The following is a 26,431-nucleotide window of genomic DNA, read 5'->3' as shown; positions in this document are numbered from 1 at the left end:
GAGGCAGCCGATGCAGGACCGCACCCCTCGTCCGGAGGAGCTGGAGCCGATCGAGCGCGCCGGCATCGACGAGCTGCGCGCCCTGCAACGTGACCGACTGCGCTGGTCGTTGCGGCACGCGTACGACAACGTGCCGCACTACCGCCGGGCGTTCGACGCGGCCGGCGTGCACCCCGACGACTGCCGGGATCTCGACGACCTGGCCCGCTTCCCGTTCACCGGGAAGGCGGAGCTGCGGGAGAACTACCCGTTCGGCATGTTCGCCGTACCCCGGGAGCGGGTCGCCCGCCTGCACGCCTCCTCCGGCACCACCGGCCGGCCGACCGTGGTCGGCTACACCCGCGACGACCTGCGTACCTGGGCGCGGCTGATGGCCCGCTCGATCCGCGCCTCCGGCGGTCGTCCCGGCGACCGGGTGCACGTCGCGTACGGCTACGGGCTCTTCACCGGCGGCCTGGGCGCGCACTACGGGGCCGAGGAGCTGGGCTGCACGGTCATCCCGGTCTCCGGGGGCATGACCGAGCGTCAGGTCATGCTGATCCGCGACTTCGAGCCCGAGGTCATCATGGTCACGCCCAGCTACCTGCTGGCCATCGTCGACGAGATGCGCCGTCAGGGCATCGACCCGCGCGCCACCTCACTGCAGGTGGGCATCTTCGGCGCCGAGCCGTGGACCGAGGACATGCGCCGCGAGATCGAGCAGCAGCTGGACATCCACGCCGTCGACATCTACGGGCTCTCCGAGGTGATGGGCCCCGGCGTGGCGACCGAGTGCGTCGAGACCAAGGACGGGCTGCACCTCTGGGAGGACCACTTCTACCCGGAGATCATCGACCCGGTCACCGGGGCCGTGCTGCCCGACGGCGAGCGGGGTGAGCTGGTGTTGACCTCCCTGACCAAGGAGGCGATGCCGGTCGTGCGCTACCGCACCCGCGACCTGACCCGGCTGCTGCCCGGCACCGCCCGGCCGATGCGCCGGATCGAGAAGATCACCGGGCGGACCGACGACATGATGATCCTGCGTGGGGTGAACATCTTCCCCACCCAGATCGAGGAGCTGATCCTGCGCACCCCGCAGCTCTCGCCGCACTTCCAGTGCGTCCTCGATCGGCACGGCCGGCTGGACACCCTGACGGTGCGGGTGGAGCGGCGGGCCGACGTCGACGTGGACGCCGCCGAACGGGCCGGCGGCACGCTGGTTCAACTGGTGAAGAACACCATCGGCGTGAGCGTGGCGGTGGACGTCCTCGCCCCCGACACTGTGGAACGGTCGATGGGCAAGATGCGCCGCATCGTCGACCAGCGGCCTGCCTCGATGTAGTCGTCGACATAGGATCCGGCCCATGCGCGTACTGGTGGTCTCCGCCCCGCTCGTCGGGCACGTCTTCCCGCTGGTGCCGCTCGCGGTCGCGCTCCGCGACGCCGGCCACGACGTGCTGGTGGCCACCGGCGGCGGAGCTCTCGCCGCCGCCGATGCCGGTCTGGCGGTGCACGACATCGCGCCGGGCTTCGACTTCGGCCGGATCGCGCTGCGGGTCTTCCCCCGCCATCCGCTGATCGCGCGGGCGGAAATGTCCGGCACCGCCGGCACCCGGGGCGCCGGACTGCTGTTCGGCGCGCTCAACGACCAGCTCACCGACCCGGTGGTCGCGCTGGCCACCCAGTGGCGGCCAGATCTGGTGCTGTACGAGCCGTTCGCGGTCGCCGGCGCGGTGGCCGCCGCCCGGCTCGACGTGCCGGCCGTGCGCCAGGAGAACGCCCTCTTCGACGGCCGGGACCTGGTCCGCGCCACCGTCGCCCGACTCGACGCCGCACTGCGCCGGCACGGCCTCACCGAGCTGCCCGCGCCGGCCGCCGCTCTCGCCGTGGCCCCACCCAGCGTTGCCACCCAGGGCGGTTGGCCGATGCGCTACACGTCCTATGTCGGCGGCGGGGAGCTGCCGGCCTGGCTGCGCGAGCCGGGTGAGCGCCCCCGGATCCTGGTCACCCGCAGCACCCTGACCGGCCCCGGCGACCGGGGGCCGATGCCCGCCGTGGTGGCCGCCGCCGCCGAGGTGGACGCCGAGATCGTGCTGGTCCGCCCCGACAAGCGGTCGGCCCGTTCGGTGCCCGCCAACGTGCGGGTGGTCGACTGGATCCCACTCGACGAGGCGTTACCTGCGAGCGCGGCGCTGGTGCACCACGGTGGTGCGGGCAGTGCCTTCGGCGCCCTCGCCGCCGGTCTGCCCCAGCTGGCCACCACGGGCCCGGGGGACCGGCGGCACAACGCCGAGCTGGTTGCCCGTCGGGGCGCCGGCCTGGCGCTGCGCCCTCGGGACATCACCGCGCGGGCGCTGACCCAGCTGCTCACCGACGAGCGCCTGCGTACCGCCGCCGCGCAGGTCAGCCGCGAGATCGCCGCGATGCCGCCACCGACGGACCTGGTCGCGCGGCTGGCGGCACTGGTCTGACGCCCACCCCGCGTGGCCACCCCGGATGCACGGTCGGCTGCGGCAGGATGACCGGATGCGACACGTCGTGCTGTTCCACTCCGTGTACGGGCTGCGGCCCGCCGTGCGCGCCGCCGCCGACCGGATGCGCGCCGCCGGGCACCAGGTCGGCACCCCCGACCTGTACGGCGTCCCGGCCGCCGACACCGTCGAGGAGGGCTTCGCGCTGCTCGACGGTGTCGGCCACGAGGTGGTGCTGGACCGGGCCCGGGCCGCGCTGCGTGACCTGCCACCGGAGACGGTGCTCGCCGGCTTCTCGATGGGCGCCGGGGTGGCCGGGGCGCTGCTGGCCGAACGCCCCGACGCCGCCGGTCTGCTCCTGTTGCACGGCACCGGCGGCGCCCCGGACGCGGTCCGACCGGGGTTGCCGGTGCAGCTGCACCTCGCCGACCCCGATCCGTACGACGCGCCGGAGGAGGTCGACGAGTGGCAGCAGGCGCTGACCGACGCCGACGCTGACCTGACGGTCTTCCGCTATCCCGGCGTGGGCCACCTGTTCACCGACCCGGACGTGGCCGAGTACTCCCCGGACGCCACCGCGGCGGCCTGGCCGCGCGTGCTGGCCTTCCTGGCTGCCGGCTGAGCGCCCCGGCCGGCGGCGGCAATGGTGGCCTCCACCGTGCGCTCGGCTGGCCCGCCATGTCGATCTGCCCAGGAGCGGTATACCTCAGAGGCATATTTATACCTCTGAGGTATACCGCTTGATGCCGCATCCGCTACGACGATGCTCAGCGGACGCTGGCGCCGATGCGCGGGGGCGTGGCGGTGCCGTGCACCCGCTTGGCGTGACTGGCGTACAGCCGGGGCGCGATGATCGGCATGAGCAGTCGCGCCGGCAGCGGGGCGTGCGCCAGCACCGCCTTGATCACCTCCGGGTCGCCCTCGTACATGGCCAGGCCGAAGGCCAGCGGCAGCTGCTTCTTCGGGGACTTGCTCATGCCGTGCTCGCCGAGCTGCATCCACTCCCGGGCGGTGACGTGCCGTTGCGCCAGCGGCAGGATCTCGCTCTCCTCCAGGGCCATGTGCTCGATCAGTGCGGCGCGTAGCTGCTCCAGGGCGTCCGCGAGGTGCTCACCTCCGCGTGCGGTGCGGCGCCACTGGGGGAGGAGGGCGACCACCGCCGCGTGGGCGTCCTCGATGGCGTGGTGCTGCGCCTCCATGGTGGGGACGATCGCCGCGGCCTCCGCGCCGCCGCGCTCCAGCAGCCGCGGCCAGAGCAGCAGGTCCTCGCCCTCGTGGTGCAGGTGCAGGATGTGGCAGAGCATCTCGGCGTGGGCGCCGACGACCTCCGCGCGCGTGGCGTCGCCCGGGGTGACGTCGCGGACGAGCTGCGGCAGCAGGCTGAACTCGCGACGGAGCGCCGAGTGCGCCATGTACATGTCGCGTACGTCGGCCATGGCTTCGCGGTGGTTCTGGTTCACGGTGACCTTTCCGAGGATCAACTGGCACAGATCTCTTGATCATGCTCGGTGCCACTTGGAACCGGCTTGGAGTCCGCCAACCGCGACGGTCAGCGAGCCATCGCCGCCGTCGCCTCGGTCAGCCAGTGCGGCGACTCCCACCGGCGGGCCACCCGCGCGGCGAGGGTGAAGTGCCGGGTCGCCTCCTCGGTGCCGCCGACCAGCCGGAACAGCTCACCGAGCGTCAACGCGACCGGCCGCACCACGGCCGCGGTGGTGGAGAAACCGGCCAGTTGGTCGCGTACCGGGAGCAGGGCGTCGATCACGGGTTGGGCCAGGTCCCGTCGACCCAGCGCCACGATGACCATCCCGCGTACGCTGAGCAGCGCCGACTGGAAGTAGTCCGGGCGGTAGGTGTGTCGCCCGATCGGCATGGCCCGTGCCTCGTCCAGGCATCCGTTCCCGATCAGCGCCAGCGCCAGCAGGTCGTCCACGATCGGGCCCAACGACCCCCGTATCCGCCGGGTCGCCTCCAGGTGCTCACCGAACCGCCCCTGGCTGATGAGCAGGGTGCCGGTGGAGAAGTAGTGGAAGGCCTCGGCGTGCAGCGAACCCTGCCGCCGCATCTGCACGGCGACCTGGTCGTAGTGCCGCCGGGCGGCGGCGAAGTCGCCGGCGATGTGCGCGAGGGCGCCCAGTGAACACAGGTTGATCGTCTGCGCCTCGTTCAGCTGGTACGTCTCGGCCAGCCGCCCCTGCCGGGCGACACTGACGCGCAGTTCGTCGGGCTCGTTGAGCGCGGCAGCGGAGTGGCCCAGCGCCTGCTCGGCGACCGAACGGTAGGTCACCAGCCCGTGCTCGTCGGCGAGGTCGCGCAGCTCAAGGGCGAAGGTTCGGCGGTCCGGCGCCTCCCGCTCGTAGCTCATGGTGCGTAGCCGCGCGGCCAGCCCGAGGGCGCGCAGCTCGGGGTCGCCCAGCCGCTGCGAGAGGGCCAGCGCCTCCCGTCCGGCCGCCGCGCCTCGCGGGTCGGACTCGCCGTCCAACTCCGTGGCCAGCGCCTCCAGCAGCCGGCAGCGGGCGACCGGGTCCAGGTCGTCGGCGCGCAGCAGCCGGGTGAGCAGCTCGACGACGCGGTGGTCCACCACGCCGTACTCGTGGGTCAGCCACGGGGTGGGGACGGTCCACGCGGTGAACGCCGCGACCAGCAGGTCGTCGCGGCCGGACGCCGCGGCGACGTCGACCGCCCGAGCGCGGGTCTGCCGGGCCGCGGCCACCGCGCCGGCCCGCGCCTGGGCGCGCAGCAGCCGCCCGAGCAGGTCGACCCGGAGCGCGTCGCGGTCCCCGGCGACCGTGGCGGCGGCCTCGACGGCGTTCCTGAGCAGCTCGATCGCGGCGTCGTACGCGTACCGCCGCTCGGCCAGCTCGGCGGCCCGGATGGCGTAGTCGACGGCGAGCGGCGCGGTGTCGGCCGACGCGGCGCGGGCGTACTGGTGGGCCAGGGCGGGGTAGTCGTCGGGCCGCAGCCGGCGGGTGGCGGCGGCGATCCGCGCGTGCAGGCGGGTGCGGCGCAGCTGCGGCAGGTCGGTGTAGATGGTGTCGCAGACCAGGCCGTGCACGAACCGCACCCGCCCGGGCGCCGGTTCGGTGAGCAGCCCAGCGGTCAGCCCGGCCTCCAGCGCCCGCAGGACGGTGCCCTCGTCGGTGCCGGCAGCGTCGACGAGCGTTCGCACCTCGGCCTCCCGCCCCACTGCCGCGGCGAGACGCAGCACCGAGACGGCCGTCGACGGGAGGCGCGAGAGTCGTCGGCGCAGCACGTCGCGTACGCCCTCGGGCACGTCGGAGGTGGCCACGAGCGTGCCCTCGGCGGCGAGTAGTCGCGCCGACTCCCGGACGTAGAACGGGTTGCCGCCGGTCCGCTCGGCCAACGCGGCGACCGTGTCCGGGTCGACGGTGGTCCGGGCCAGCGCGCCGAGCAGCCGTTCGACCTCGGACGTGCTCAGACCGCCCAACGGGATCCGGTGGGGTGACCGGCGGGCCAGGACGGCCATCGTGTCGGCGAGCCGCTCGGTGTTGTCGGCGGGCCGCAGCGCCGCGACGAACAGGACGGTGCCGGTGGTCATCTCGGTGACGCTCTGCAACAGCAGCAACGTCTCGGCGTCGGCGGCGTGCAGGTCGTCGAGGATCACGGTGACCGGTCTGCGGGCCGCGGCGGCGTCCAACCAGGCGCCGACGGCACGGTGCAGCCGGAACCGGCCGGCGGTGACGTCGCCACCGGGCTCGCCGTCGCCCCCGCCGAGCAGCGGGGCGAGCGCCGGTGCGAGGTCACCCGGGGGTGCCTGCTCGGCGAGTTGCCGCAGCGCCTCGACCCAGGCCCAGGCCGGCGGGGCGCCCTCGACCTCGGGGCAGCGGCCGACGGCGACCAGCCAGCCGTGGGCGGTGAGCTCCTCCCGAAACCGGGTGAGCAGGCTCGTCTTGCCGGCCCCGGCCTCACCGCTGAGCAGCGCGACGCGAGGCCCGCTCGCCACCGCGTCGGCGGCTGCCTGCCGGAGCGCCGCCAGCTCTGCCTCCCGACCGACGAAGACCTCCTCCGGCACCTGCCGCTGGGCGCGTACCGCTGTCGCCGGCGCCGGTGGCAGCAGGTCGAGTCGCTGGCCCAGGATGGCGGACTCCACCTCGACCAGCGCCGGGCCCGGGTCCAGCCCGAGCTGGTCCGCCAGGGTCGCTCGCGCCCGGCGCAGCGCGGCGAGCGCGTCACCCTGCCGACCGGTACGCCACAACGCCAGCGCCAGCAGCCGCCAGCTCTCCTCCCGCAACGGCGCCTGCCGGGTCAACAGTTCTGCCTCCGGCACCGCCTCGGCCGCGTCGCCGCAGCGCACCGTCACGTCGAGCAGCAGCTCCCGGGCGCCGAGCCGCAGCTCCTCCAGCCGTAGCACTTCCGGCTGCGCCCACGGCTCACCGGCGAATTCGGCGTACGCCCGACCGCGCCACAGCTCGAGCCCGCCGCTGAGCAGCTGACGCGCCCGGCCCGGGTCGGCGGGGCCGACCGCACGCGCCTCGGCGAGCAGCGTCTCGAACCGACCGGCGTCGACGGCCTCGGCGGGCAGCCGCAGCGCGTAGCCCGGTGGCGCGGTGATAAGAACCCGGGCCGGCGCCCGGCGCTCACGGGCCGGCTCCAGGAGGCGGCGCAGATGCGAGACGTACGCCTGGAGGGAGGCGATCGCCCGTGGCGGCGCGTCCCCCCGCCACAGATCCTCGATCATCTGCCCGACGGAGACGACCTCGCCTCGGGCCGCGAGCAACAGCGCGAGCACGGCGCGTTGGCGGGGGCCGCCGAGGTCGACCGGCCCGCCTGTGTCGACCTCGACCTCAAGCGGCCCGAGCACCCGTAGCAGCATGACGGACCAATCCTAGTCACCGCTGGTGAGCGGCTCAGCCGCTCCCACTGGACACCGGGCAGCCAGCTCACGGCAGGCGCGGGCGGCGGCCCACCACCGCGTGGGGCACCGCCGGATGCGCCTCGTTCGATATCGTGGCGCCACCATCAAGATCCTCGAAGGGGGCCTGGCGATGACGACGGCGGCCTTCGACGAATATGAGCGGTCGCGCTGGGCCGGGCCCACCGCGGCGCTGCTGGCCTCGGCGTCCGTGCCGTAGCGGCCAGGGCAGCACCCGGCCCGCCTTCGATGAGGGGCAACCGGCGAGAATGCGGCGTGGAGTTTCTCTGTTACCACAGTGACCGGCCCGGCTCGACGGCGTTGCGCGACGAGCTGTTGCCCGAGCACTGGTCCTACATGGATCGGTACGCGGCGGGGATGATCGCCCGTGGCCCGACCTTCGTCGGCGACACGCCCACCGGCAGCGTGCACATCGTCGACGTGCCCGACCCGGCCGCCGCGCGGGCATTCGCCTTCGAGGAGCCGAACTATCAGGCCGGCGTGTACCGGGACGTGATGCTGCGCCGGTGGCACAACACGCTGGGCCGCACCATGTGGGACTTCCCTGGCGGCCGGACCGGCGGCAACCGTTATCTGGTGCTCGGCCTCGGCGCCGGGCAGGCCGCCGACCTGGCCGTGCCACCCGACCCGGACGAGCTGATCGCGTACGGGCCCCTGCTGGCCGACGACGGCGTCACCTGGCTCGGCACCGCCGCGCTGCTCCGGGCACCGAACCCGGACGCGGCGCGCGCCATCCTGACGGTGGACCGGTACGCCGACATCGAGGTGCACAACTGGCAGTTCGGCGGGCGACCGTCCTGACCTGTCCTGAGCCGACCCGATGTCCACAGTCAGGCGGAGGCGGGCAGGCCGTCCAGAGGGCGGATCAACGGCGGGCGGGGTATTGCCAGTACCACGCCCGGTGGAGTGCCGGCGTCGGCGAGTGTCCAGTGCCCGGCCGAACCCGCCGGCGTGGGTCGGACCGGCGCGGCGGGCCGTCCGACGTCCCGGGGCGAGCCACCGCCCGCACTGCGCGGAGATACGGACGCCGCCGGAGCCGGCGTCGGCGGTACGTCGCCCGCCGAGGCGACGGCTCGGAGCCGGCGTGAGCCGGCCGTACGGTCGGCGCCGGGACTCGACGCGGCGGGACGGGTGGCCATCGTCGGCGTGGCATCACCTCGCCTCAGCGCGGTCGGGCCGGTGACACTGCCCGGCCCCGCCGAGGCCAGCGCCGTGAAGACGGCGTCGAGGCGGCCGGTCCGTGCGCCGACGGTGTCGAGGCGCAGGATCTCGGCGCTCCTCGCCGCCGAGCCGTTGACAGCACCAGCGCGGTCGGGCGGGTTGGCGTCGAGGTGCGCGACGTCGAGGTGCGGGACGCTGGCGGCCCGACGTTGGAAGACGGCCCGCAGGGCGCGGGGCAACCGCTCGGCGGCGACCTGGCGCAGCGCGGGCGCGGCGAACGCGTACCCGGCGGCGTGGTGGGAGAGAAGCAGCCCGGCGGCGACCAGCTTGCGGAGCGCGGATGCGGACCGGCCGGGCGTCCAGCCGAGTGCCCGGTCCACGGCCGCGCCGGAGATCAGACCACCGAGGGTGCCGGCGGCCATCAGCACCGCCCGCCGCTCACCGTCGAGGTGGTCCAGCTCCGCGCCGACGGCTCGGCGTACCGCCTCGGGCAGCGCGAGCGCCGCCGGATCGGCACCGTCCACCAGCGACGTGACGTACGCCGCCGCGTGCCCGGGCCGACCTCCCACCAGCGGTAGCAGCCGGTCGACCAGGGCCACCGGCTGTCCGGCCCGGGTGAGCAGGTGGCGCAGCAGCCGTCCGGACTGCACCGTGGCCAGTGGCCCGATCGTCATCTGTCGGGCCGGACCGGGCCGGGTGTCGGCCCACTGCGGCTGGTGCACGGTGAGCAGGGCCAGCGGCAGGCCGCGTTCCGTCGCCGCGCCGAACAGCGCGTGCAGGAACCGGCTCACGGCGGGCGCGGCCCGGTCCAGGTCGTCGACGGCCACGATCAGCGGCCGATGGGCGGCCAGCCGCAGCAGGACCTCCCGGAAGATCGCCGCGCCGGCGAGGGCGGCGGCCGAGCCGTCCGGGGTGGTCAGCATCCGCTGGAGCGCCGGGACCGCGGTGGCCACCCTGGTCGGCGGGAACAGCGGCGTCAGGGCGGCGACGAGCCGGTCGTGGACCGCCGACGGGCCGTCGCTGTGCCGGATCCCGGCGAGGCCGCGGAGCAGGTGCGCGACCGGCGCCAACACCTGATCGGGGTACGGCTGACAGGTCGCCACGCACCAGCGGACCGACAATCCGTCCACCGTGGTCAGGCCACGGGTCAGCTCGTGCAGCAGCCGGCTGCGGCCACTGCCGGTGGGGCCGACCAGGGAGATCCAGCGTGGCGTCCGGTCCCGGATGGCCGCGCCCAACTGGTCGCGGATGGTGGCCAGTTCGCGGCGTCGACCGATCAACGGGCCGTCGTGCCGGTCGGCGCCGGGGCGTACCGGACCGACGGCGTGCCAGACCGGCACCGGCGGCACCCGGCCGGCGACCGGCACCGGCGTCAGCTGACGCTGGTTGATCAGGCCGGCGGTGGCGCGGGCGGTGGCCGCGCAGAGCGCGACGGCACCGGGCGCGGCGTACTCCTGCAGGCGGGCCGCGGTGGTGATCACCGCGCCGCTGGCCACGCCGTGCCCGCCGGTGACGACGTCGCCCAGGTCGACCACGACCTCGCCGGTGGCGACACCGACCCGGACGCGCAGCCTGATGCCGTCGACCATGGGCCGTCGGTCCAGCGCGGCCTGGATCTCGAGCCCGGCGCGCACCGCCCGGTACGCGTCGAAGCCGTCGGAGTGCCGAGCGCCGAAGAGCGCCATCACGGCGTCGCCGATGTACTTCTCCACCACCCCCTGCCAGCGGTGCAGCACACCAGCGACGGTGTCGAAGTAGGCCCGCTGCAACGCTCGGACGTCCTCCGGGTCGAGCCGGTCCACCAGGGCCGTGGAGCCGACGATGTCGGCGAAGAGGACGGTGACGACGCGCCGCTCCTGGGGCACCGGCCAGAGCGGGGTGACGGTCCTTTGCGCGTCGACGATGATGCTGGCGGTCATGGGTATCGCACCGGCCTTTCTCCCCGCTGTTGCCTGATCACCTCCGGAGATTGGCATTCCTGGGCCGACAGGGGATCTGCCGAACGACGTATGTCGGCCACCTGCAACCTTTAGTCGCAAAGTCGACGCGAGGAGTACCAGAAGCGGTAGGCGGCCGTAGAACGGTGAGGGGCCCTGTGATTAGGCTGCGTGGCATGGCCAGCGATGTGGACACCGCACCGCTCGTGGGCCGGGCCGAGCTGGTGCAGACGGTTCGGTCCGCGTTGCTCGGTGACGCCGCGCACGGGCAGACCGCAGCGGTCTTCCTGACCGGCGAGAGCGGGGTGGGAAAGACCCGGCTGCTGGGCGAGATCGGCAACCGCCTGCGGGAGCGGGGCGCCGTGGTGCTCACCGGCAGCTGCCTGGACATCGGCGACGCCTCCCCGCTGCACCCGCTGTTGCAGGCGCTGCGCCGGTTCGACGCCGAGGTGTCCGCCTCGCCCGCTCGCACCTCCTCGGCGGTGCGAGGGCTGTTGCAGATGTTCGCCGAAGAGACCGCCGGCCCGGACGGTGCGGGCGCGTTGCTGGAGCGGGTCTCCCGCGGCCTGCACCTGATCGCCGAGGGTCGCCCGCTGGTGCTGATCCTGGACGACCTCCAGTGGGTCGACCGCAGCACCCGGCAGCTCTTGCTCTACCTCCTCGCCGGTCTGGGTGATCTTCAGCTGTCGGTGCTGGCGGCGGTGCGTGCCGAGTCGTTGCAGGGCGCGCACCCGCTGCGCCGGGTGCTCACCGAGCTGCGTCGGCTCCGCACGGTGCGGGTGCTCGACCTGGCGCCGCTGGGCCGGGCCGACACCGAGACGCTCGCCGCCGCCGTGGTCGGCCGGACGCTGGCCGCCGACGCGGCCGAGCAGGTGTGGCAGCGCAGCGGTGGCAACCCGTTCGTCATCGAGGAGCTGGCCCGGGACCTGCGCGACGGCCGTGACGGCCTGTCCGAGACGCTGCGGGAGATCTTCCTCGACCGGGTCGACGCGCTGCCCCAGCACGCGCACGCCGTGGTGCACGCGGTGGCCGCCGGGGTCGAGCCGGTGCAGCACTGGCTGCTGGCCGAGGTGCTGCGGATGCCGGAGGACGAGCTGATCGCCGCGGCCCGGGCCGCGGTGGCGCACCGGCTGCTGGTCGGTGCCGACGAGGGCTACCGGCTGCGGCACCGCCTCGTGGCCGAGGTGCTGGCGCACGAGCTGCTGCCGGCCGAGCGCTCCGGGCTGCACCGCCGCTACGCCGAGGCGCTGACCACGGCGCCGGGTGAGCTGCACCAGGCCCGGCTGGCGCACCACTGGCGGCTGGCCGGCGAGCCGGCTCGCGCCCTGCCGGCGGCGGTGGCCGCCGCCCAGGAGGCCGAGCGGCTGCACGGTTACGCCGAGGCGCACCGGCACTGGTCGGCGGCGTTGCAGTTGGCCGCCGAGCCGGGCCCGCTGACGGTGGACCGGGTCGAGTTGCTCGAGAACGCCGCTGAGGCGGCCCACCACTGTGGGGAGCACGCCCGCGCGTTGGCCCTGCTGGAGGATTTGGCCACGCTGCGGGGTGGCGAGCCGAGCTGTGCGCTGCACATCCGCCGGGCCCGCTATCTGGCCGCCGCCGGCCGCTCCGCGCTGGCCGAGGAGGAATACCAGCGGGCGCTCAAGGCGGAGGACTGCTCCCCTCGGGACCGGGCGAGCGCAGCCGCCCGCCTGGCCGAGCTGCTGCTGCACCTGGGCCGCTACGCCGACGCCGGCGAGCGGGCCCGCGAGGCGCTGGCGTTGGCCGAGAACGTGGCGGGCTCGGCCACTGAGGTGGTGCTGGCCAGTTCGGCGTTGGGCTTCAGCGACGCCTGTCTGGAAGACCCGGACGCCGGTCTGGCGGTCATGCGCGACGCCCTGGACACCGCCGAGCGTGCCGGTCAGCCCGAGGACGTGGCGTGTGCGTACCTGCACCTGGCTGAGCTGCTGACCGGGCCGCTGAACGTCCTCGAAGAGGGCGTGGTGGTGGCCCGGCGGGGCGCTGAACGGGTGGCCGAGCTGGGGCTGGGCCGTACCTGGGGCACCCGGCTGCTGGCCATCGCCATCAACGGGCTGTTCCGGGTGGGCCAGTGGGCGGAGGCGGAGAAGGTGGTGGCCGCGGCCCTGCGGCACCGACCGTCCGGTGCGGACGCCGTGGAGCTGCTGTTGGCCCGGTGCCGGCTGTCGGTGGGCTACGGCGACATCGAGGCCGCCGGTCGGGACCTCGACGCGGTGGCGACCCTGCTCGCCGGCGGCGGGGCGCGACACGTCATTCCGCTGCTCACCCTGCGCTCCGGGCTGGCCATGTGGGAGGGCCGGCACGACGTGGCCCGCCAGGCGGTGCAGCGCGGCCTCACCGAGAGCCGTTCCGACGACGTGATGATCCTCTCCGCGCTGGTCTGGCACGGCCTGCGCGCGGAGGCGGAGGCGCACGCCAGCCGCACCGTGGAGGTGGACCCGACGGCGGTGCGCCGGCTGCGCGACGTGGCCGAGCGGGTGGCGCGCAAGAGCGCCGGTGCCGCCCGGCCGGTGCGCTCGGTGGTGGAGGGCTTCCTGGCGCTGTGTGCCGCCGAGGTGAGCCGCCTCGACGGCAGCGACCCGGAGCTGTGGGCCGCGTCGGCCGCCGAGTGGGATCGACGCAATCACCCCTACCCGGCGGCCTACTCGCGGCTGCGGCAGGCCGAGGCGCTGCTGGCTCGGCGCAGCCGGGTGGCCACCGCCGGCAAGCTCCTGCGGGAGGCGTACCGGGTGGCGCAGGGGTTGGGCGCGGTGCCGCTGACCTCGGAGATCCGCGAGCTGGCCGGGCGGGCCCGGGTGTCGCTGGACGAGCGCGACAGCACCACCGGCACGCGCAGCGTCCCAGTCGAGGCGTCCGACGACGAGTTGGCGGCGCTCACCGCCCGGGAGCGGGAAGTGCTCGCCCTGGTCGCCGAGGGGTTGACCAACAGGGAGATCGGGCAGCGGCTGTTCATCAGCGAGCGGACCATCGGTGTGCACGTGTCGCACATCTTCGACAAGCTCCAGGTCCGTACCCGCGTGCAGGCCAGCGCGATCCAGTTGCGCAACCAACGGGGCTGACCGACCCGACCACTGCGTACGTATCCCGGCGCGTGTGCGCGCCGGGATACGTCGTTCTACTGATCCGGCGGGCCGGTGTCGGCTGAGAGGCTGGGCCGCGTCGACGACGGCACGGGGGATGCCGCCGACCACGATGGAGGAGAAATGATCGAACCGGTCTGGGGGCCCGTGCACCGGGACATCGTCGACCTGCTCGCCGATCACCCCGCGGACGTGCCGGCCGTGGTCGATCACCTGACCAAGCTCCAGGACATGCTGGTCCGGCTGCCACCGTTGGAAGCCAGTTGCCCGCTGGCCGACTTCAACAAGCTTTACCTGACCATCACCAGCAGCGTGCTGGACGGGCTGTACGACGACCGCTTCGTCGACCCGGTCTTCCTCTCCCGGCTCGACGTCGAGTTCGCCGCCCGGTATTTCGACGCGATGCGGCTGTGGACCGACTCCAGCCCCGGCACCCCGAAGGCGTGGTCGTGCCTCTTCGAGCGGATGCAGGGGCCGGATGCCCGCCCGCTGCCGTCGGCGGCGGCCGGGGTGAACGCGCACATCAACTTCGACCTGCCGTTCGCCCTGGTGACCACGTTCGACCACCTGGAGTCGGAGCCGGTCGACGGCAGCGACCAGCACCACGACTACCTCGAGATCAACAACATCTTCGCGGACAAGATCCCCGGCCTGCGCCGGGGCTACCTGGAGCGGTGGCAGCTGCTCATCGACATGCTCAACGGCGACATCGACGACTGGTACCAGGGGGAACTGGTCGAGTACACCCGCGATGTCGCCTGGCGTAACGCGCAGAAGATCTGGCGGTGCCGGCACGACCCGGACGCCCGCGAGTGTGAGCGCACACGGTTGGACGACAACGCCGCGGCGCTCGGCCGGTTGCTGCTCTCGCCCCTCGGGGCGTTCCTGCAGTAGCCGGGACGGGGGGCCCCCGCGCTCCGCCCCGTGGGGGGCGGCGGAGCGCGGGGGCGCGTCCCACCGTTCCACCCCGCGTGGCAGCCCGAGGTCGGGTCGGTCACGCAGGGGACAGCCGGTCGGCCCGGGGGGTGCCGACCGTCTGCCACCGTCGGCCGGCCCGGGGGGTGTCGGCCGACGGTGGGGGAGCGCCGAACGGGAGTCACGTCGACGGCGTGCGGATCCGGGGGTGTCGGCGGGCTCGGATCGGGTACGCCCGCGCCATGACCGTCCTGGCCCGGCGTCGGCCCGCCGCCCGCCCCCGGCCCGCGCGGCCCGGCCCCCTTCGGCCGGGTGGCCCGGTGTCGCGACCCACCGCTCGGCCCGGCGCCCGATGACCGGCGTCGCGGCGCGGTTTCCGTTCCGATTCGATCCGGTGTTCCGCCCGGTGCTGGCGCTGCTGGGGGTCCGCCCGGCGACGGCCTGGGTCGCCGTCACCGAACGGGATCTGATCATCCGGTACGGGCCGTGGCGGCTGCGGACCGACCGGGACAACGTCACCGCCGTCGAGTTGAGCGGACCGTACCGCTGGTGGCGGGCGATCGGCCCGCACCTGTCGCTGGCCGACGGCGGTGCGACCTTCGGCAGCAGTGCGGCCGGCGGGATCTGTCTGCGCTTCGGCGTACCGGTGCCGGCGCTGGTGCCCGGGGGGCGGCCCCGGCACCCGGCGGCCACGGTGACCGTCGCCGACCCACCCGCGCTGGCCCGGCTGCTCGCCGTCCCGGACCTGTCCTGAGCAGGCCGAACAGGTGCCCGGTTCCGCCGATCGGGCGCCGGGGCACCGCCTACCGTCGGATCAGGACCTGTGAGGGTGGGACTGGCGATGGGTGACGAGCACCGGGCGAAACCACGACGCTGGAGCGGGCGCCGCCACGCGCCGAGCGGGCCGGACCCGGCGCTGCGGGCGGCCCGCGATCCGGCCCGCCCACACCGGGGCGGCCGGCAGGGCGTCGTGGTGCCCGAACGCGTGGCCACCCCGGCCCGCTCGGCGCCGCCGGCCAGCCCGCTGCGCCGGTGGCTCTTTCAGCACCAGGTGCAGCCGCCCGGCCCCGAGGCGACCGAGGGGCAGAACCGTCGGCACGCCTGGTGGCAGGTGATGTGCCTGACCGGCGTGGACTACTTCTCCACGCTGTCGTACCTGCCGGGCATCGCGGCGGTGGCGGCCGGTGCGCTCTCCCCGCTGGCGACCCTGTTGATCGTCGTGCTCACCCTGTTCGGCATGCTGCCGATGTACCGGCGGGTGGCCCACGAGAGCCCGCACGGTCAGGGTTCGGTGGCGATGTTGGAGCGGTTGTTGCCGTTCTGGCGGGGCAAGATCTTCGTCCTCGTGCTGCTCGGCTTCGTGGCGACCTCCTGGATCATCACGATCACCCTCTCCTCGGCCGACGCCACCGTGCACCTGTTGGAGAACCCGTACCTGCCCGACGTCCTGCACGGGTCCCTGGTGCCGGTCGTGGTGACGGTGGTGCTGCTGCTCATCCTCGGCGGGGTGTTCCTGCTCGGGTTCCGCGAGGCGGTGGTGGTGGCCATTCCGCTGGTCGCGGTCTTCCTGGTGCTCAACGCGGTGATCGTCGTGGTCGCGGTGGCCCGGATCGTCGAGGACCCGGGCATCGTGTCGAACTGGACGGCCGCGGTGACCTCGACCGGTGGCGGACCGGGCCAGGTGCTGCTCACCGCCGTGCTGGCGTTCCCATTGCTGGTGTTGGGGCTGTCCGGTTTCGAGACCGGGGTCAGCATGATGCCCCTGGTGGCGGCCGACGGTCCGGACAAGCAGGCGCGGCTCGCCGCCCGGATCCGCAACACGCGTCGGCTGCTCACCACCGCCGCGTTGATCATGTCGGTGTACCTGATCTTGACGACCTTCGTGACCACGGCGCTCATTCCGGCGGAGGAGTTCCGGCCGGGCGGCGGCGCGAACGGGCGGGCGCTGGCGTTCCTGGCGCACGCCTATCTGGGGGAGGTGTTCGGCAGCGTCTACGACGTGAGCAGCGTGCTCATCCTCTGGTTCGCCGGCGCCTCGGCGATGGCCGGGCTGATCAACATCGTGCCGCGCTACCTGCCGTCGTATGGCATGGCACCGGAGTGGGCGAGGGCGGTACGCCCCGTGGTGATCGTCTACACCGTCGTCAGCGTCGCCATCACGATCGCCTTCCGCGCCGACGTCAACGCCCAGGCCGGGGCGTACGCCACCGGGATCCTGGCGATGATGGTCTCCGGGGCGGTGGCGGTGACGATCTCCGCGGCCCGTCACCACCGGCGTGGCTCGGCGATCGGCTTCACCGTGCTGACCCTGGTGCTGCTGTACGCGCTGCTGGAGAACGTCATCGAACAGCCGGACGGGATCACGATCTCCGCCCTGTTCATCCTCGGCATCATCGTGGTCTCGTTGGTCTCCCGGGTCACCCGGACCACCGAGCTGCGCGCCGAGCGGATCGAGTTCGACGAGGCGGCCCGTCGGTTCATCACCGAGTCGCTGGCGCACGACGGGCAGCTGCACCTGATCGCGAACAAGCGGCAGAAGGGGTCGGTGAAGGAGTACACGCTCAAGGAGCGGGCGCAGCGCGGGATGAATCCGGTGCCCGGGGCCGCGGACGTGCTGTTCCTGGAGATCGATGTGGTCGATCCGTCGGAGTTCAGTCAGGTGCTGCGCGTGCACGGGATCGAGGTGGGCGGCTTCCGGGTGCTGCGGGCCAACAGCCCGGCCGCGCCCAACGCGATCGCCGCGATCCTGCTGGCCCTGCGGGACGCCACCGGGGTCCGGCCGCACGCGCACTTCGAGTGGTCGGAGGGCAGCCCGATCGCGCACCTGGCGCGCTACCTCATCCTGGGTCGGGGGGACACCCCGCCGGTGGTGCGGGAGATCATCCGCCGGACCGAACGGGACCCGCTGCGTCGGCCCGGCATCCACGTCGGCGGGTGAGCCCGGCACCCGAAGTGGCCATGGGGCCGGCCCCTGACACCGGAGCGGTCCCGATCCGGTGTTTCGTGGGGATTCGACCCTGCTGTGTCGGGTTGGCGGCGGGTGGGGTGCCCAAGCGGAATCGCAAGGTTATTCACGTTCGCCTGCCTTGTCACATTTGACCGTCGTATCGTCATTTCGGTGGCGCTAGGGACGTTAGCCACCCCGCGCCTGTTTCGACGCGGCCGTGTTCAGATGCACGAGGGGCAGGGAAGTTCTATGTTCACGTACCGAGCGAGTCGGCGCCCAGCGCGGCCCAGGCGGCGGCGGTCCCAGTGGTTCTTAACCGGTGGTCTGGTGGCTGGCGGCATGGTGGTGGCGACGACGGGTCTGACCGGCGTGGCGGCCGTGGCAGCCGACCGGGTGACGGTGCCCTGCGACTCCGACCGACTCATCGCGGCGCTCGTCCGTGCCAACGCCGAGGGTGGCGGCGAGCTTCGCCTCGCGCGCAAGTGCACCTACACCCTCACCGAGGCCTTCCAACAACCCGACGATTACGACGGCGGCATCCGGGACGCCCGCGAGGCTGCTGACACCGCCGAGAACCCCGGGGACGCCGAGACGCCCCCGCGCGATCCGAAGGACGACAAGGCCGGCCTGCCCGTCATCTACCACGCCATCACCATCCGCGGGGAGGGCGCCACCATCAGGCGGGACCCGGACGCCGACGAGTTCCGGTTCTTCACCGTCCGCGACGGTGGTGAGCTGAACCTGAGTGACGTCGTTCTCAAGAACGGCCGGTCGGCAGCCGAGGGGGGCAGCATCCACGTGGTCCATGGCGCCGCCGCCGCCGTGCGGCGCACGACGATCATCGGAAGCACCTCCCGCTCCGCCGAGGGTGGCGGTGGCGCAGTCTTCAACGACGGCAACATGGTGGTCAGCGACAGCACCTTCGTCGGCAACCGGGCCGTCGGCAAGGAGGGCAAGGGCGGGGGCCTGCTCAACGGTGGCGTGCTCACCCTGGACAAGTCGAAGTTTTTCGAGAACACCGCCGCCAGCTACGGCGGTGGGCTCGGCAACTACCGGGGAGCGGCCGAGATCCACCGGAGCACGTTCGCCGACAACAAGGCAGCGCAGGGCGGGGGCTTCGCCAGCTTCTCGGCGCGCAGCAAGGTCTCGGACGTCCGGGTGATCGGCAACACCGCCGAGGTCGGCGGGGGCATCGCCAACTCGGATGCGGTGCTCTACCTGCGAGGCATGACGATCCGCGACAACACCGCCACGGTCAAGGGCGGCGGCATCTCCACCTTCCAGGGCCTGCTACCGCTCGACGAGAGCACCATCACGCACAACACGTCCGAAGGCGACGGTGGTGGGATCTACTCCGAGAAGTCCAACCTGCTGGTGCGCCGTAGCGACGTCAGCCGCAACGACGCCGACAAGAAGGCGGGCGGCATCTTCGTCACCATGGGCCAGATTTCGCTGTTCAAGAGCCGAGTGGCCGACAATGTCTCCGACGTGCGACCGGGCGGCCTCTTCGTGGACAAGGCCCAAGCCAAGGTCGATGACGAGACCGAGATCAGCGGCAACGAGCCCAGCAACTGCCTGGACAGCACGGCGCCGGTTCCCAACTGCTTCCGCTGACTATCAGTGGGGTGGCCCGCCGGGGTGGCGGGCACCGGTCCGGAACGCACCCGACCCGCAGGAGCGATCGACCGATCGCCGGTGGGCCGGGTGCGCCGGCTGTACCCCTGGGTGTAGCTGACGGCGACGCCGGGTGATGGCCCGGCGGTGAACGCTCCAAACCAGCCTCATGGCCTGCCCGTCGGCGAGCGGATGGTGCGTCCTCAGCCCATCGCGCGGAGGTGGCCGGAGAGGTCGTTGGCGAAGAAGTCGAGGAAGCCGTCCGGGTCGGGGCCGGCGTTCTGCAGGACGATGTGGTCGAAGCCGGCCTCGACGTACGACCGGACCTTGGCGACGTGTGGTTCCGGGTCCGGGCCGATGGCGAAGAGTTGCCGAATGTGCTTCTCCTCGACGTACGCGCTGGCCGCGTCGAAGTTGACCGGGTTCGGCAGTTCGCTCATCACCTTCCAGCCGGTGACCATCCATCGGCTCGTCCGCAACACCGCCTGCACCGCCTGTTGCTCGTCGGTGGCCCAGGCCAGTGGCACCTCGGCGTAGCGCGGGCCCGAACCCTGGGCGCGGCGGTAGTGCTCGACGATCGACGCGTCCGGCTCGGTGGCGAACAGGCCGTCGCCCAACTCGGCGGCGAGCCGCGCGGACGCCTCACCGCTGGCCGCCACCGCGATCACGGGCAGGGTTTCCGGCAGATCGAAGATCCGGGCGTCCTCCAGTTGCAGGTGCCGGCCCTCGTACGACTGGTAGCCGCCCTGCCAGAGCAGCCGGATGATCTCCAGCGCCTCGCGTAGTCGCTCGTGTCGGCCCCGCACGCTGGGGAAGCCCTGCCCGACCACGTGCTCGTTGAGCCGCTCGCCGGCGCCCACCCCGAGGGTGAAGCGGCCATCGGAGATCAGCGCCATGGTCGCCGCGGCCTGCGCGATGATCGCCGGGTGGTAGCGGACGGTCGGACAGGTGACCCCGGTGGCCAGGCGCAGGGTGCTGGTCTTGGCCGCGATGGCGCCGAGCACGCTCCAGGTGAACGACGAGTGCCCCTGTGCGTCCAGCCACGGGTGGAAGTGGTCGCTCATCTCGACGAAGTCGAAGCCCGCCCGCTCGGCCAGGACGGCCTGTCGGATGATCTCCTGCGGGCCGTACCCCTCCGCGGCCAACTTGTAGCCGATCTGCATGCCCACACTCCCGATCCCGTTCGCTGACTGAAGCCTCGGCCGTTCCCGGCCTTGGCGCGGACAAACGCCGTCGAACTGCAAACCAGCCTCCTAGGATGCCTTAGCCGGTGTGCGGTGGCCGACGTCGGACACGAAGGACTGCCTCCAGCCACGGAACACCATCACCGCAGAAGCAGATCGATCACGCCCGTCAGGTCCTCCTCGCCACCGCCCTCCGCCAGACGGCGGCGCATCAGGTCGAAGTAGGGGCTGAGCAGTTCGGGGCTGACGCCCTGCTGCTCGGCGGTACGCAGAAAGGTCGGTGTGCCGGCCACCTGCATGGCGAGAGGGGAGACGACCCCCGTGGTGTAGTCCCCGCTGCGCAGCTGGTCGGCGGTCTGGTGAACCGCCGGGATCATCGCGACGAGCCAGTCGGCGAGCAGTGGGGCGAGCGCCGCCGGGTCGATGTCCTCCCGACGGATCAGGGCGAAGGCGTGCGCCGCCCCGGCGAACATCCCGTACATGGCGCTGAGGAGAGCCACGTCGTGCAGGGCCGCGAAGCCCGCGTCCTCGCCGACGTAGGTGGTGCCGGCCGGGACGCCCAGCGTCTCCTGGTGCCGTTCGAACAGCCCTCGCGAGCCGCTGTAGAAGACGTAGCCGCCGGCCTCCGGCGCGCCGATCATCGGCGGGACGGCCATGATTCCACCGTCCAGGTAGCGTGCGCCGTGTCGGCGGGCCCATGCCGCGCGGGCGCGGGCCTGGGCAGGCGTGCTGGTGGTCAGGTTGACCAGGTCCCGGCCAACGAGGTCCACACCAGCCAACACCTCGTCGACCGAGGTGTCGTCCAACAGGCAGATCACGACCAGGGTGCTCGCCGCGACCGCCTGGGCGGCGCTGCCCGCGACCCTTGCGCCTTCGGGCACGAGCGCTGCGGCGCGGGCCGGGGTGCGGTTCCAGACGGTGAGCGGGTAGCCGGCGGCAAGCCAGGCGCGGGCCAGCGCGGTACCCATCGCGCCGAGTCCCAGCATCGTCACGGAGGGCTTCTCCACAGTGTTCGGTTCCATGCCGATTAGGCTGGTCATCGGCCCCCAGACGATCAAGTACGCACTTCGGAGTGCGTGGTTACCCGGGGGTGAGCGAGCACGTCAAAGGGGTGGGCATGGCGACGTTGAACCGGCCGGGCACCGCGGACGGACACGCCTGCGGTATCGACACCGCGATGGAGGTCATCGGCGGCAAGTGGAAGGTGCTGATCCTCTGGGCGCTCCACGAGCACCCCCTGCGTCGCTTCGGCGAGCTGCGTCGACTGCTTCCGGGGATCACCGAGAAGGTGCTGGCCTCCCACCTGCGGGAGATGGAGGCGGACGGCGTCGTGCACCGCGTCTCCTACGACGAGGTGCCGCCCCGCGTCGAGTACTCGTTGACCGAGGACGGCACGCGCCTCAACGACGCCCTCGAGCCGCTGGCCGCCTGGGGACGCGACCGGTCGACAGTTCGACGGTTGGGGGAGGAGACGGGCTAGTGCTCCTGAGCGACCTCGTCGAAACCGCGCCGGCCCGTGCCCCACTACGGGGCACGGGCCGGGGATACGTCTGTCGTCTACTTGGAAGGCTCCGGCAGCTTGCAGTCGACCTTCGGGTTGGCGCCGATGTAGTTCAGCGGCCCGGCCACGATGGTGACCAGGATGGTGCCGGCCTCGGCGCAGTTGGTGTCGTCGCCGCTGTAGTAACCGCGCTGGCCACCGGCGATGGCGCCGATCACCAACCAGATCACGACGATGACTCCGAGAATCGAGGTGCCGCGCATCGCTGCCTCCTGAGGTATGTGGTGGATCTGAGGTGCAGCCGTTGTACCCAATCGGGTCGCGCGGCTAACGGTTGCGTGCTACGACCCCCGCCGGATCCCCCATCCGGCCGATGCCGTCCGCCGTTGTGTACCGCCCGGGCATCCGCCGCCCGCACCGGGTAGCGCCTGTCGGCTATCGGATCGACGACCGACCCCGCCGTCATCAGGGTGAGTGGACGTAGAACTGCCTCACGGCCCCGCCGAGGAGGACTCATGGACGCCCCGACACCGCCCCTGTACATCGACCGCCCCGAGGACGTCGCGGTCGCGGCCCGCGCGCTTGCTGGCGGCGCGATCGTCGCGGCGGCGTTCGCCAACTTCTACGTCATCGTGACGCGTCCCGACGCGGCCACCGTACGCCGGGTCAACCTGGCCAAGGGCCGACCGGTCCACCAGGTCGGCAGCATCACCACCGCGATCGGCCGGATACCCGGGATGTTCGACTGGACGCGGATCTCGCCGCGGTTGCCGGTCGGTCGGGTGCGGGCGCTGATGGACGCCCTCTACGGGGCCGGGCCGTTCGGCTTCCGTGGTCCGGCGGCGGATCGGCTCCCCGAGCACCTCACCCAGATCGACCAGGGGATGCGGACCACCCAGGTGATCGCACCAGGGCTGACCTGCCCGTCCAATGCCTTCTTCGAGCGGGCGCTCGCCGAGACCGGAACGGATCACCTCTACATCACCTCGGCGAACCGGTCTCGGCATCTCACCGGCGCGGCGGAGGAACCGGCGCACTGGAAGGCGGGCGCTCTCGCCGCCGACTTCGCCCACCTCGAGGATCTGGTGGTGCTGGTCCACCGGGACGAGGCCGCCGCCCGCGCCGCGTACCCGGGCTATCTCACCACCTCGGTCACCCTGCTCTCGTTCCACGCGCCGGAGGGTGACCTCGAAGAACCGCCGGTGCTCACCGTGGACCGGCACGGATCGCTGCACCTGGACGACGTCCGCCGCGCCGCCGCGCCGCTCGGCCTTCAGGTGCGCCTGGCCGGAGGGGCCCGGGATCGATTGCAGGTCCGGGGGTACGTCGGGGCACTGGTGTGAGCGGCTACCGCATCGGTCTGGTGGTGCCCAGTTCCAACACCACCATGGAGACCGAGATACCGGCGATGCTGCGCCGACGCGAGACCGTCGATCCGACGGTCCGTTTCACCACCCACGCCAGTCGGGTACGGCTGCGTCAGGTGACGGCGGACGAGTTGGCCCGGATGAACCGCTCCGCCCCGCGGTGTGCCGCCGAGCTGGCTGACGCCCGCTGCGACGTGCTCGCGTACGCCTGTCTGGTGGCGGTGATGTGCGAGGGCGCCGGCGCGCACGAGCGGGCCGAGCGGCGGTTGGGCCGCGCGGCCGGTCGCGCCGGGCACGACATGCCGGTGGTGACCAGTGCCGGCGCGCTGGTCGCCGGGCTGCGGGCGTTGGGTGCGCGCCGGGTGGCCCTGATCGCGCCGTACCTGCCGCCGTTGACCGCGACCGTCGCCGCCTACCTCGCCGCGTACGGCGTGCAGGTGACCGACGCGGTGAGCCTTTGCGAGCCGGACAACGTGGCGGTCGGGCGCATCCCCGCGGCGCGTCTGGTCGAGCTGGCCGATCGTCTGGACGTGACCGGCGTGGACGCGGTGGTCCTCTCCGCCTGTGTGCAGCTGCCGTCGTTGGCGGCGGTGCCGCAGGTGGAGGCCCGTCTCGGTCGCCCGGTGCTCACCGCGGCGACCGCGACCGTGCATCAACTGCTCACGGGTCTGGGTGTCGAGCCGTACGTGCCCGACGCCGGCCGGTTGCTGGCCGGCCCGATTCGGGTGTGAATGGCGCGGCCGACGGGGTGGGGGTGGTTCAGTGCGGCGGTGAGGGCTTCTCCGGCGGCTTGCCGTGGCTGCGCCGGAAGTCCGCGTAGGCCACGCCGGCCAGCACCAGCAGCCCGCCGAGGGAGGCGAAGACCGGCGGCAGGTACAGCAGGGCGGGCGCGATGGTCAGCAGCGCCAGCACCCCACCGGGTCGGGACCAGGACACCCGGCTGAACACCTCGTACTCGAACGAGGCCCGGCCGGCCAGGAACAGCGCCGGGCCGCCGAGGATCACCGCCAGCCAGGCCGGCGGCGTCTGCCCGGTCGGCTCGTGCAGCACCAGGTGGAAGCCGGCCGCCGTGGTGACCACACCGGCGATCATCAACAGATGGGTGTACGGCGCGCTGAACAGGAACTTGCTGGGCGACTGGGCCGCCTGGATGGCGGTCGGCAGCAGCTCGCCGGACTTGTGCACGTAGATCCGCCAGAGCAGCAGCGTGGTCAGGAACGCCACCGCGAAGGCCCCGATGTTCTCGGCCTCGTTGTGTTCCATGCTGAACATGGTGCCGATCGTCAGGATGGCGTCGCCGAGCGCGATGATGAAGAACTGCTGGTAGCGCTCGGAGAGATGCTCCGCGGTGACGTTGCGCTGCTTCTCGGGCACCACCCCGAGCCCCGGCACCGGGTACGCGAGCCGGAAGCCGATGTAGTCGATGGCGAGCGCGATGGCCCAGCACGCGATCCGGGCGTCCCCGCTGACGAATGCGCCGATGAGCCACGGGATCGCCGACACCGCGAACCAGATGAAGATGCGAGCCGCCCGACGCTGGGTCTGCGGTTCGCGGCGTACCGCCGGCATCAGGAACAGTCCACGCCCCAGGTGGATCGCCACGTAGGTGCCGGCGAAGACGAGCCCCCGGTCGTTGAACGCTTCCGGGATCGCCGTGGTCATCAGCAGCGCGCCGAACATCACGGCGCTGATCAGCAGCTTGATCTCGGTGCGTTCCGGGTTGTACAGGTCGGTGACCAGCGTGGTGATCGTCCAGGTCCACCAGACGGCGGCCAGCATGATCAGTGCCTCGGCGGCTCGGTGCCAGTCGAGCTGCTCGACCATTCCCCGTGAGATGAGCGCCAGCGCGACCACGTACACCAGGTCGAAGAAGAGTTCGAGGAGAGTGACCCGGCGTGGGGCCTCCGGGTCGCGCACCGGCGGACCGCTGGCCCGCGGCGATCCGGGCTCCGGCGCGGCGAGGTGCACGGGATCTCCTGCGGAACCGCTCGACTCGACGGACCTGTCCGGTCCACCTCTACGGACGGTAACGAGCGGGCAAGCTCGGGACCCCGCGTTGGCCCGCTCGTCCCCCAACCGGGTTGATCGACTCGGGTGCCCGGAGGTCGGAGTGGTTACCCCGTTTGCGGGGACGTCGACGGGACCTCGCCGCCACGGGGGGCGGCGAGGGCGTCGACCAGGCGGCGGGCCGAGCCGGCCAGGTTCCATCGTTGGGCGAGTTCGAGCAGCCGGTCCGGGTCGACCGGCGCGCTCGGCAGCGCGGTGGGCAGCTCCGGCAGGGGCACGTCCAGGGCGACCCGGACCACCGTCGGCGCGACGCCCAGGTAGTCGCGTGCCGCGACCAGCTTGGCGCGCAGGCCCGGTGCGAAGGACGAGTCGGAGTCGTCGAGCGCGGCCAGGATGCCGGCGATGCTGCCGTACCGCTCGATCAGCCGGGCGGCGGTCTTGTCGCCGACGCCGGCCACCCCGGGCAACCCGTCACTCGGGTCGCCGCGCAGCGCGGCGAAGTCGGCGTACCTGTCGGCGGGCACGCCGTAGCGGGCCCGCACGGCGGCGTCGTCGCAGTCGTCGAGCTTGGCGACGCCGCGCCCTACGTAGAGCAGCCGGACGGGTCGGGCGTCGTCGACGAGTTGGAACAGGTCCCGGTCTCCGGAGACGACCTCGACCGGACCCGGCTGGGTCACCGAGAGGGTGCCGAGCACGTCGTCGGCCTCGTAGCCGGTCGCGCCGACCGCGGTGATGCCCACTGCCGCGAGGACCTCCAGGAGCATCGGCACCTGCGGGGAGAGGGTGTCCGGGACGATCTCGCCGCCCTGCGGGGCGACCCGGTGCGCCTTGTACGACGGCAGCAGGTCGACGCGCCACGCCGGTCGCCAGTCGTAGTCGAGGGCGCAGATCATCCGGTCGGCGCCCCGCACCCGGATCAGGGTGGCGAGCATGTCGAGGAAGCCGCGTACCGCGTTGACCGGCGTGCCGTCCTCGGCCTTGGCGGCGGATTCCGGTATGCCGAAGTAGGCGCGGAAGTAGAGGCTGGCTGCGTCGATCAGCAGGATCGGGGGTCGGTGTGCCACGCCGGACAGCCTGGCACAACCGTCCGACGATCTGGGGTACGCCCGGCCGCCGGTGGTGTCAGCGTCGCTCGTCGGGCCGGTAGACGGTGTCCCGCCGGGCCAGGTGCTGCACGACGTAGCTGGTCACCAGCAGCAGGATCGCGACCACCACCTCGACCCAGGCCGCGACGCCGTCGGCGACGGTGACGCCGATGACCAGCAGGACCAGGCCGACGAGTGCGAGGACTCCCGCCCACAGTTGGCGGCGACGGCGGGTCGCCGCCCGGCTCGCCTGGTTCCCTGCCACGTCGGCCCC

The 26,431-nt window shown here is 72.8% G+C and carries 22 protein-coding genes; 13 read left to right on the top strand and 9 right to left on the bottom strand.

From position 1 onward, the window contains the following. Positions 1 to 10 precede the first annotated feature (10 nt). Genes paaK through ACQRWP_RS11505 form a run of 3 tightly spaced genes read left to right on the top strand, consistent with a single transcriptional unit; the run spans position 11 to position 3,072 of the window. The gene (gene paaK, locus ACQRWP_RS11515; protein WP_430502219.1) at positions 11 to 1,321 is read left to right on the top strand and encodes a phenylacetate--CoA ligase PaaK; all 1,311 of its coding nucleotides are present in this window, start codon (positions 11 to 13) and stop codon (positions 1,319 to 1,321) included. A gap of 22 nt (positions 1,322 to 1,343) precedes the next feature. Beyond that, positions 1,344 to 2,450, top strand: coding sequence for a nucleotide disphospho-sugar-binding domain-containing protein (locus ACQRWP_RS11510; RefSeq protein WP_430502218.1), 1,107 nt, complete (start codon positions 1,344 to 1,346; stop codon positions 2,448 to 2,450). 55 nt (positions 2,451 to 2,505) lie between these two features. After that, positions 2,506 to 3,072 carry a dienelactone hydrolase family protein gene (locus ACQRWP_RS11505; protein WP_430502217.1) on the top strand — a complete coding sequence of 189 codons (567 nt, stop codon included), beginning with the start codon at positions 2,506 to 2,508 and terminating at the stop codon, positions 3,070 to 3,072. A gap of 145 nt (positions 3,073 to 3,217) precedes the next feature. On the opposite strand, the gene ACQRWP_RS11500 is transcribed toward ACQRWP_RS11505, so the two are convergent. Together ACQRWP_RS11500 and ACQRWP_RS11495 are read right to left on the bottom strand one after the other, a co-directional pair. Then, the gene (locus tag ACQRWP_RS11500) at positions 3,218 to 3,910 is read right to left on the bottom strand and encodes a hemerythrin domain-containing protein (protein WP_430502216.1); all 693 of its coding nucleotides are present in this window, start codon (positions 3,908 to 3,910) and stop codon (positions 3,218 to 3,220) included. 89 nt (positions 3,911 to 3,999) lie between these two features. Further along, positions 4,000 to 7,284, bottom strand: a complete 3,285-nt coding sequence (locus tag ACQRWP_RS11495) for a BTAD domain-containing putative transcriptional regulator (RefSeq protein ID WP_430502215.1) — start codon at positions 7,282 to 7,284, stop codon at positions 4,000 to 4,002. A 115-nt stretch (positions 7,285 to 7,399) separates the two neighbouring features. Between ACQRWP_RS11495 and ACQRWP_RS11490 the strand changes: the two genes are divergently transcribed. Together ACQRWP_RS11490 and ACQRWP_RS11485 are read left to right on the top strand one after the other, a co-directional pair. Continuing rightward, complete coding sequence (locus tag ACQRWP_RS11490; protein ID WP_430502214.1) at positions 7,400 to 7,543, top strand: hypothetical protein; 144 nt, start codon at positions 7,400 to 7,402, stop codon at positions 7,541 to 7,543. A 56-nt stretch (positions 7,544 to 7,599) separates the two neighbouring features. After that, complete coding sequence (locus ACQRWP_RS11485) at positions 7,600 to 8,145, top strand: YciI family protein (RefSeq protein WP_430502213.1); 546 nt, start codon at positions 7,600 to 7,602, stop codon at positions 8,143 to 8,145. Between the two features lie 29 nt (positions 8,146 to 8,174). On the opposite strand, the gene ACQRWP_RS11480 is transcribed toward ACQRWP_RS11485, so the two are convergent. Next, positions 8,175 to 10,424 (bottom strand): AAA family ATPase, encoded by a 2,250-nt coding sequence (locus tag ACQRWP_RS11480; RefSeq protein ID WP_430502212.1) that lies wholly within the window; start codon positions 10,422 to 10,424, stop codon positions 8,175 to 8,177. 194 nt (positions 10,425 to 10,618) lie between these two features. On the opposite strand from ACQRWP_RS11480, the gene ACQRWP_RS11475 reads away from it, so the two are divergent. From ACQRWP_RS11475 to ACQRWP_RS11455, 5 genes are all read left to right on the top strand, one after another. Next, entirely contained in the window at positions 10,619 to 13,516 is a 2,898-nt protein-coding gene (locus tag ACQRWP_RS11475; RefSeq protein WP_430502211.1) for a helix-turn-helix transcriptional regulator, read from the top strand. 144 nt (positions 13,517 to 13,660) lie between these two features. Further along, a complete protein-coding gene (locus tag ACQRWP_RS11470; protein WP_354942729.1) occupies positions 13,661 to 14,431 on the top strand; it encodes a DUF5995 family protein in 771 nt (256 codons plus the stop codon). A 373-nt stretch (positions 14,432 to 14,804) separates the two neighbouring features. Further along, entirely contained in the window at positions 14,805 to 15,206 is a 402-nt protein-coding gene (locus tag ACQRWP_RS11465; RefSeq protein ID WP_430502210.1) for a hypothetical protein, read from the top strand. A gap of 87 nt (positions 15,207 to 15,293) precedes the next feature. Next, positions 15,294 to 17,390 (top strand): amino acid transporter, encoded by a 2,097-nt coding sequence (locus ACQRWP_RS11460; protein ID WP_430502209.1) that lies wholly within the window; start codon positions 15,294 to 15,296, stop codon positions 17,388 to 17,390. A 258-nt stretch (positions 17,391 to 17,648) separates the two neighbouring features. Next, positions 17,649 to 19,013, top strand: a complete 1,365-nt coding sequence (locus ACQRWP_RS11455; protein ID WP_430502208.1) for a hypothetical protein — start codon at positions 17,649 to 17,651, stop codon at positions 19,011 to 19,013. Positions 19,014 to 19,216: 203 nt separating this feature from the next. Here the strand turns inward: ACQRWP_RS11455 and ACQRWP_RS11450 are convergent, their stop codons facing one another. Next, complete coding sequence (locus tag ACQRWP_RS11450) at positions 19,217 to 20,176, bottom strand: TIGR03557 family F420-dependent LLM class oxidoreductase (RefSeq protein ID WP_430502207.1); 960 nt, start codon at positions 20,174 to 20,176, stop codon at positions 19,217 to 19,219. Positions 20,177 to 20,337: 161 nt separating this feature from the next. Beyond that, complete coding sequence (locus tag ACQRWP_RS11445) at positions 20,338 to 21,219, bottom strand: NAD(P)-dependent oxidoreductase (RefSeq protein ID WP_430502206.1); 882 nt, start codon at positions 21,217 to 21,219, stop codon at positions 20,338 to 20,340. Positions 21,220 to 21,314: 95 nt separating this feature from the next. Between ACQRWP_RS11445 and ACQRWP_RS11440 the strand changes: the two genes are divergently transcribed. Beyond that, on the top strand, positions 21,315 to 21,677 hold the full coding sequence (locus tag ACQRWP_RS11440; RefSeq protein WP_430502205.1) for a winged helix-turn-helix transcriptional regulator: 363 nt from the start codon (positions 21,315 to 21,317) through the stop codon (positions 21,675 to 21,677). A gap of 77 nt (positions 21,678 to 21,754) precedes the next feature. Here the strand turns inward: ACQRWP_RS11440 and ACQRWP_RS11435 are convergent, their stop codons facing one another. Then, the gene (locus ACQRWP_RS11435) at positions 21,755 to 21,961 is read right to left on the bottom strand and encodes a hypothetical protein (RefSeq protein ID WP_007460667.1); all 207 of its coding nucleotides are present in this window, start codon (positions 21,959 to 21,961) and stop codon (positions 21,755 to 21,757) included. A 252-nt stretch (positions 21,962 to 22,213) separates the two neighbouring features. Between ACQRWP_RS11435 and ACQRWP_RS11430 the strand changes: the two genes are divergently transcribed. Together ACQRWP_RS11430 and ACQRWP_RS11425 are read left to right on the top strand one after the other, a co-directional pair. Beyond that, positions 22,214 to 23,041: a hypothetical protein gene (locus ACQRWP_RS11430; protein WP_430502204.1), complete on the top strand. Its 828-nt coding sequence runs from the start codon at positions 22,214 to 22,216 to the stop codon at positions 23,039 to 23,041. Further along, positions 23,038 to 23,796, top strand: coding sequence for a maleate cis-trans isomerase family protein (locus ACQRWP_RS11425; RefSeq protein WP_430502203.1), 759 nt, complete (start codon positions 23,038 to 23,040; stop codon positions 23,794 to 23,796). The genes ACQRWP_RS11430 and ACQRWP_RS11425 overlap by 4 nt, the downstream gene beginning before the upstream one ends. Before the next feature lie 28 nt (positions 23,797 to 23,824). Here ACQRWP_RS11425 and ACQRWP_RS11420 read toward each other — a convergent pair whose 3' ends face one another. The 3 genes from ACQRWP_RS11420 to ACQRWP_RS11410 form a co-directional block, all read right to left on the bottom strand. Continuing rightward, a complete protein-coding gene (locus ACQRWP_RS11420) occupies positions 23,825 to 25,033 on the bottom strand; it encodes a low temperature requirement protein A (RefSeq protein WP_430502202.1) in 1,209 nt (402 codons plus the stop codon). 146 nt (positions 25,034 to 25,179) lie between these two features. After that, a complete protein-coding gene (locus tag ACQRWP_RS11415; RefSeq protein ID WP_430502201.1) occupies positions 25,180 to 26,136 on the bottom strand; it encodes a 5'-3' exonuclease in 957 nt (318 codons plus the stop codon). A 58-nt stretch (positions 26,137 to 26,194) separates the two neighbouring features. Further along, the gene (locus tag ACQRWP_RS11410) at positions 26,195 to 26,422 is read right to left on the bottom strand and encodes a hypothetical protein (protein WP_430502200.1); all 228 of its coding nucleotides are present in this window, start codon (positions 26,420 to 26,422) and stop codon (positions 26,195 to 26,197) included. Positions 26,423 to 26,431: the final 9 nt, after the last annotated feature.

This window comes from Micromonospora trifolii (assembly GCF_050516465.1).
GTDB classification, from domain to species: domain Bacteria; phylum Actinomycetota; class Actinomycetes; order Mycobacteriales; family Micromonosporaceae; genus Micromonospora; species Micromonospora trifolii.
Note: the sequence above shows the minus strand (reverse complement) of the source record. Positions and strands in the feature narration are given on the sequence as shown.

Excerpts from the sequence above, each read along its gene's own strand:
- ACQRWP_RS11430 (WP_430502204.1), top strand. The coding sequence starts at position 22,214 with ATGGACGCCCCGACACCGCCCCTGTACATCGACCGCCCCGAGGACGTC.
- ACQRWP_RS11475 (WP_430502211.1), top strand. The coding sequence starts at position 10,619 with ATGGCCAGCGATGTGGACACCGCACCGCTCGTGGGCCGGGCCGAGCTG.
- ACQRWP_RS11455 (WP_430502208.1), top strand. The coding sequence starts at position 17,649 with ATGTTCACGTACCGAGCGAGTCGGCGCCCAGCGCGGCCCAGGCGGCGG.
- ACQRWP_RS11470 (WP_354942729.1), top strand. The coding sequence starts at position 13,661 with ATGATCGAACCGGTCTGGGGGCCCGTGCACCGGGACATCGTCGACCTG.
- ACQRWP_RS11505 (WP_430502217.1), top strand. The coding sequence starts at position 2,506 with ATGCGACACGTCGTGCTGTTCCACTCCGTGTACGGGCTGCGGCCCGCC.
- ACQRWP_RS11465 (WP_430502210.1), top strand. The coding sequence starts at position 14,805 with ATGACCGGCGTCGCGGCGCGGTTTCCGTTCCGATTCGATCCGGTGTTC.
- ACQRWP_RS11450 (WP_430502207.1), bottom strand. The coding sequence starts at position 20,176 with ATGCAGATCGGCTACAAGTTGGCCGCGGAGGGGTACGGCCCGCAGGAG.
- paaK (WP_430502219.1), top strand. The coding sequence starts at position 11 with ATGCAGGACCGCACCCCTCGTCCGGAGGAGCTGGAGCCGATCGAGCGC.
- ACQRWP_RS11510 (WP_430502218.1), top strand. The coding sequence starts at position 1,344 with ATGCGCGTACTGGTGGTCTCCGCCCCGCTCGTCGGGCACGTCTTCCCG.
- ACQRWP_RS11435 (WP_007460667.1), bottom strand. The coding sequence starts at position 21,961 with ATGCGCGGCACCTCGATTCTCGGAGTCATCGTCGTGATCTGGTTGGTG.
- ACQRWP_RS11495 (WP_430502215.1), bottom strand. The coding sequence starts at position 7,284 with ATGCTGCTACGGGTGCTCGGGCCGCTTGAGGTCGAGGTCGACACAGGC.
- ACQRWP_RS11480 (WP_430502212.1), bottom strand. The coding sequence starts at position 10,424 with ATGACCGCCAGCATCATCGTCGACGCGCAAAGGACCGTCACCCCGCTC.
- ACQRWP_RS11460 (WP_430502209.1), top strand. The coding sequence starts at position 15,294 with ATGGGTGACGAGCACCGGGCGAAACCACGACGCTGGAGCGGGCGCCGC.
- ACQRWP_RS11440 (WP_430502205.1), top strand. The coding sequence starts at position 21,315 with ATGGCGACGTTGAACCGGCCGGGCACCGCGGACGGACACGCCTGCGGT.
- ACQRWP_RS11490 (WP_430502214.1), top strand. The coding sequence starts at position 7,400 with ATGCGCCTCGTTCGATATCGTGGCGCCACCATCAAGATCCTCGAAGGG.
- ACQRWP_RS11445 (WP_430502206.1), bottom strand. The coding sequence starts at position 21,219 with ATGGAACCGAACACTGTGGAGAAGCCCTCCGTGACGATGCTGGGACTC.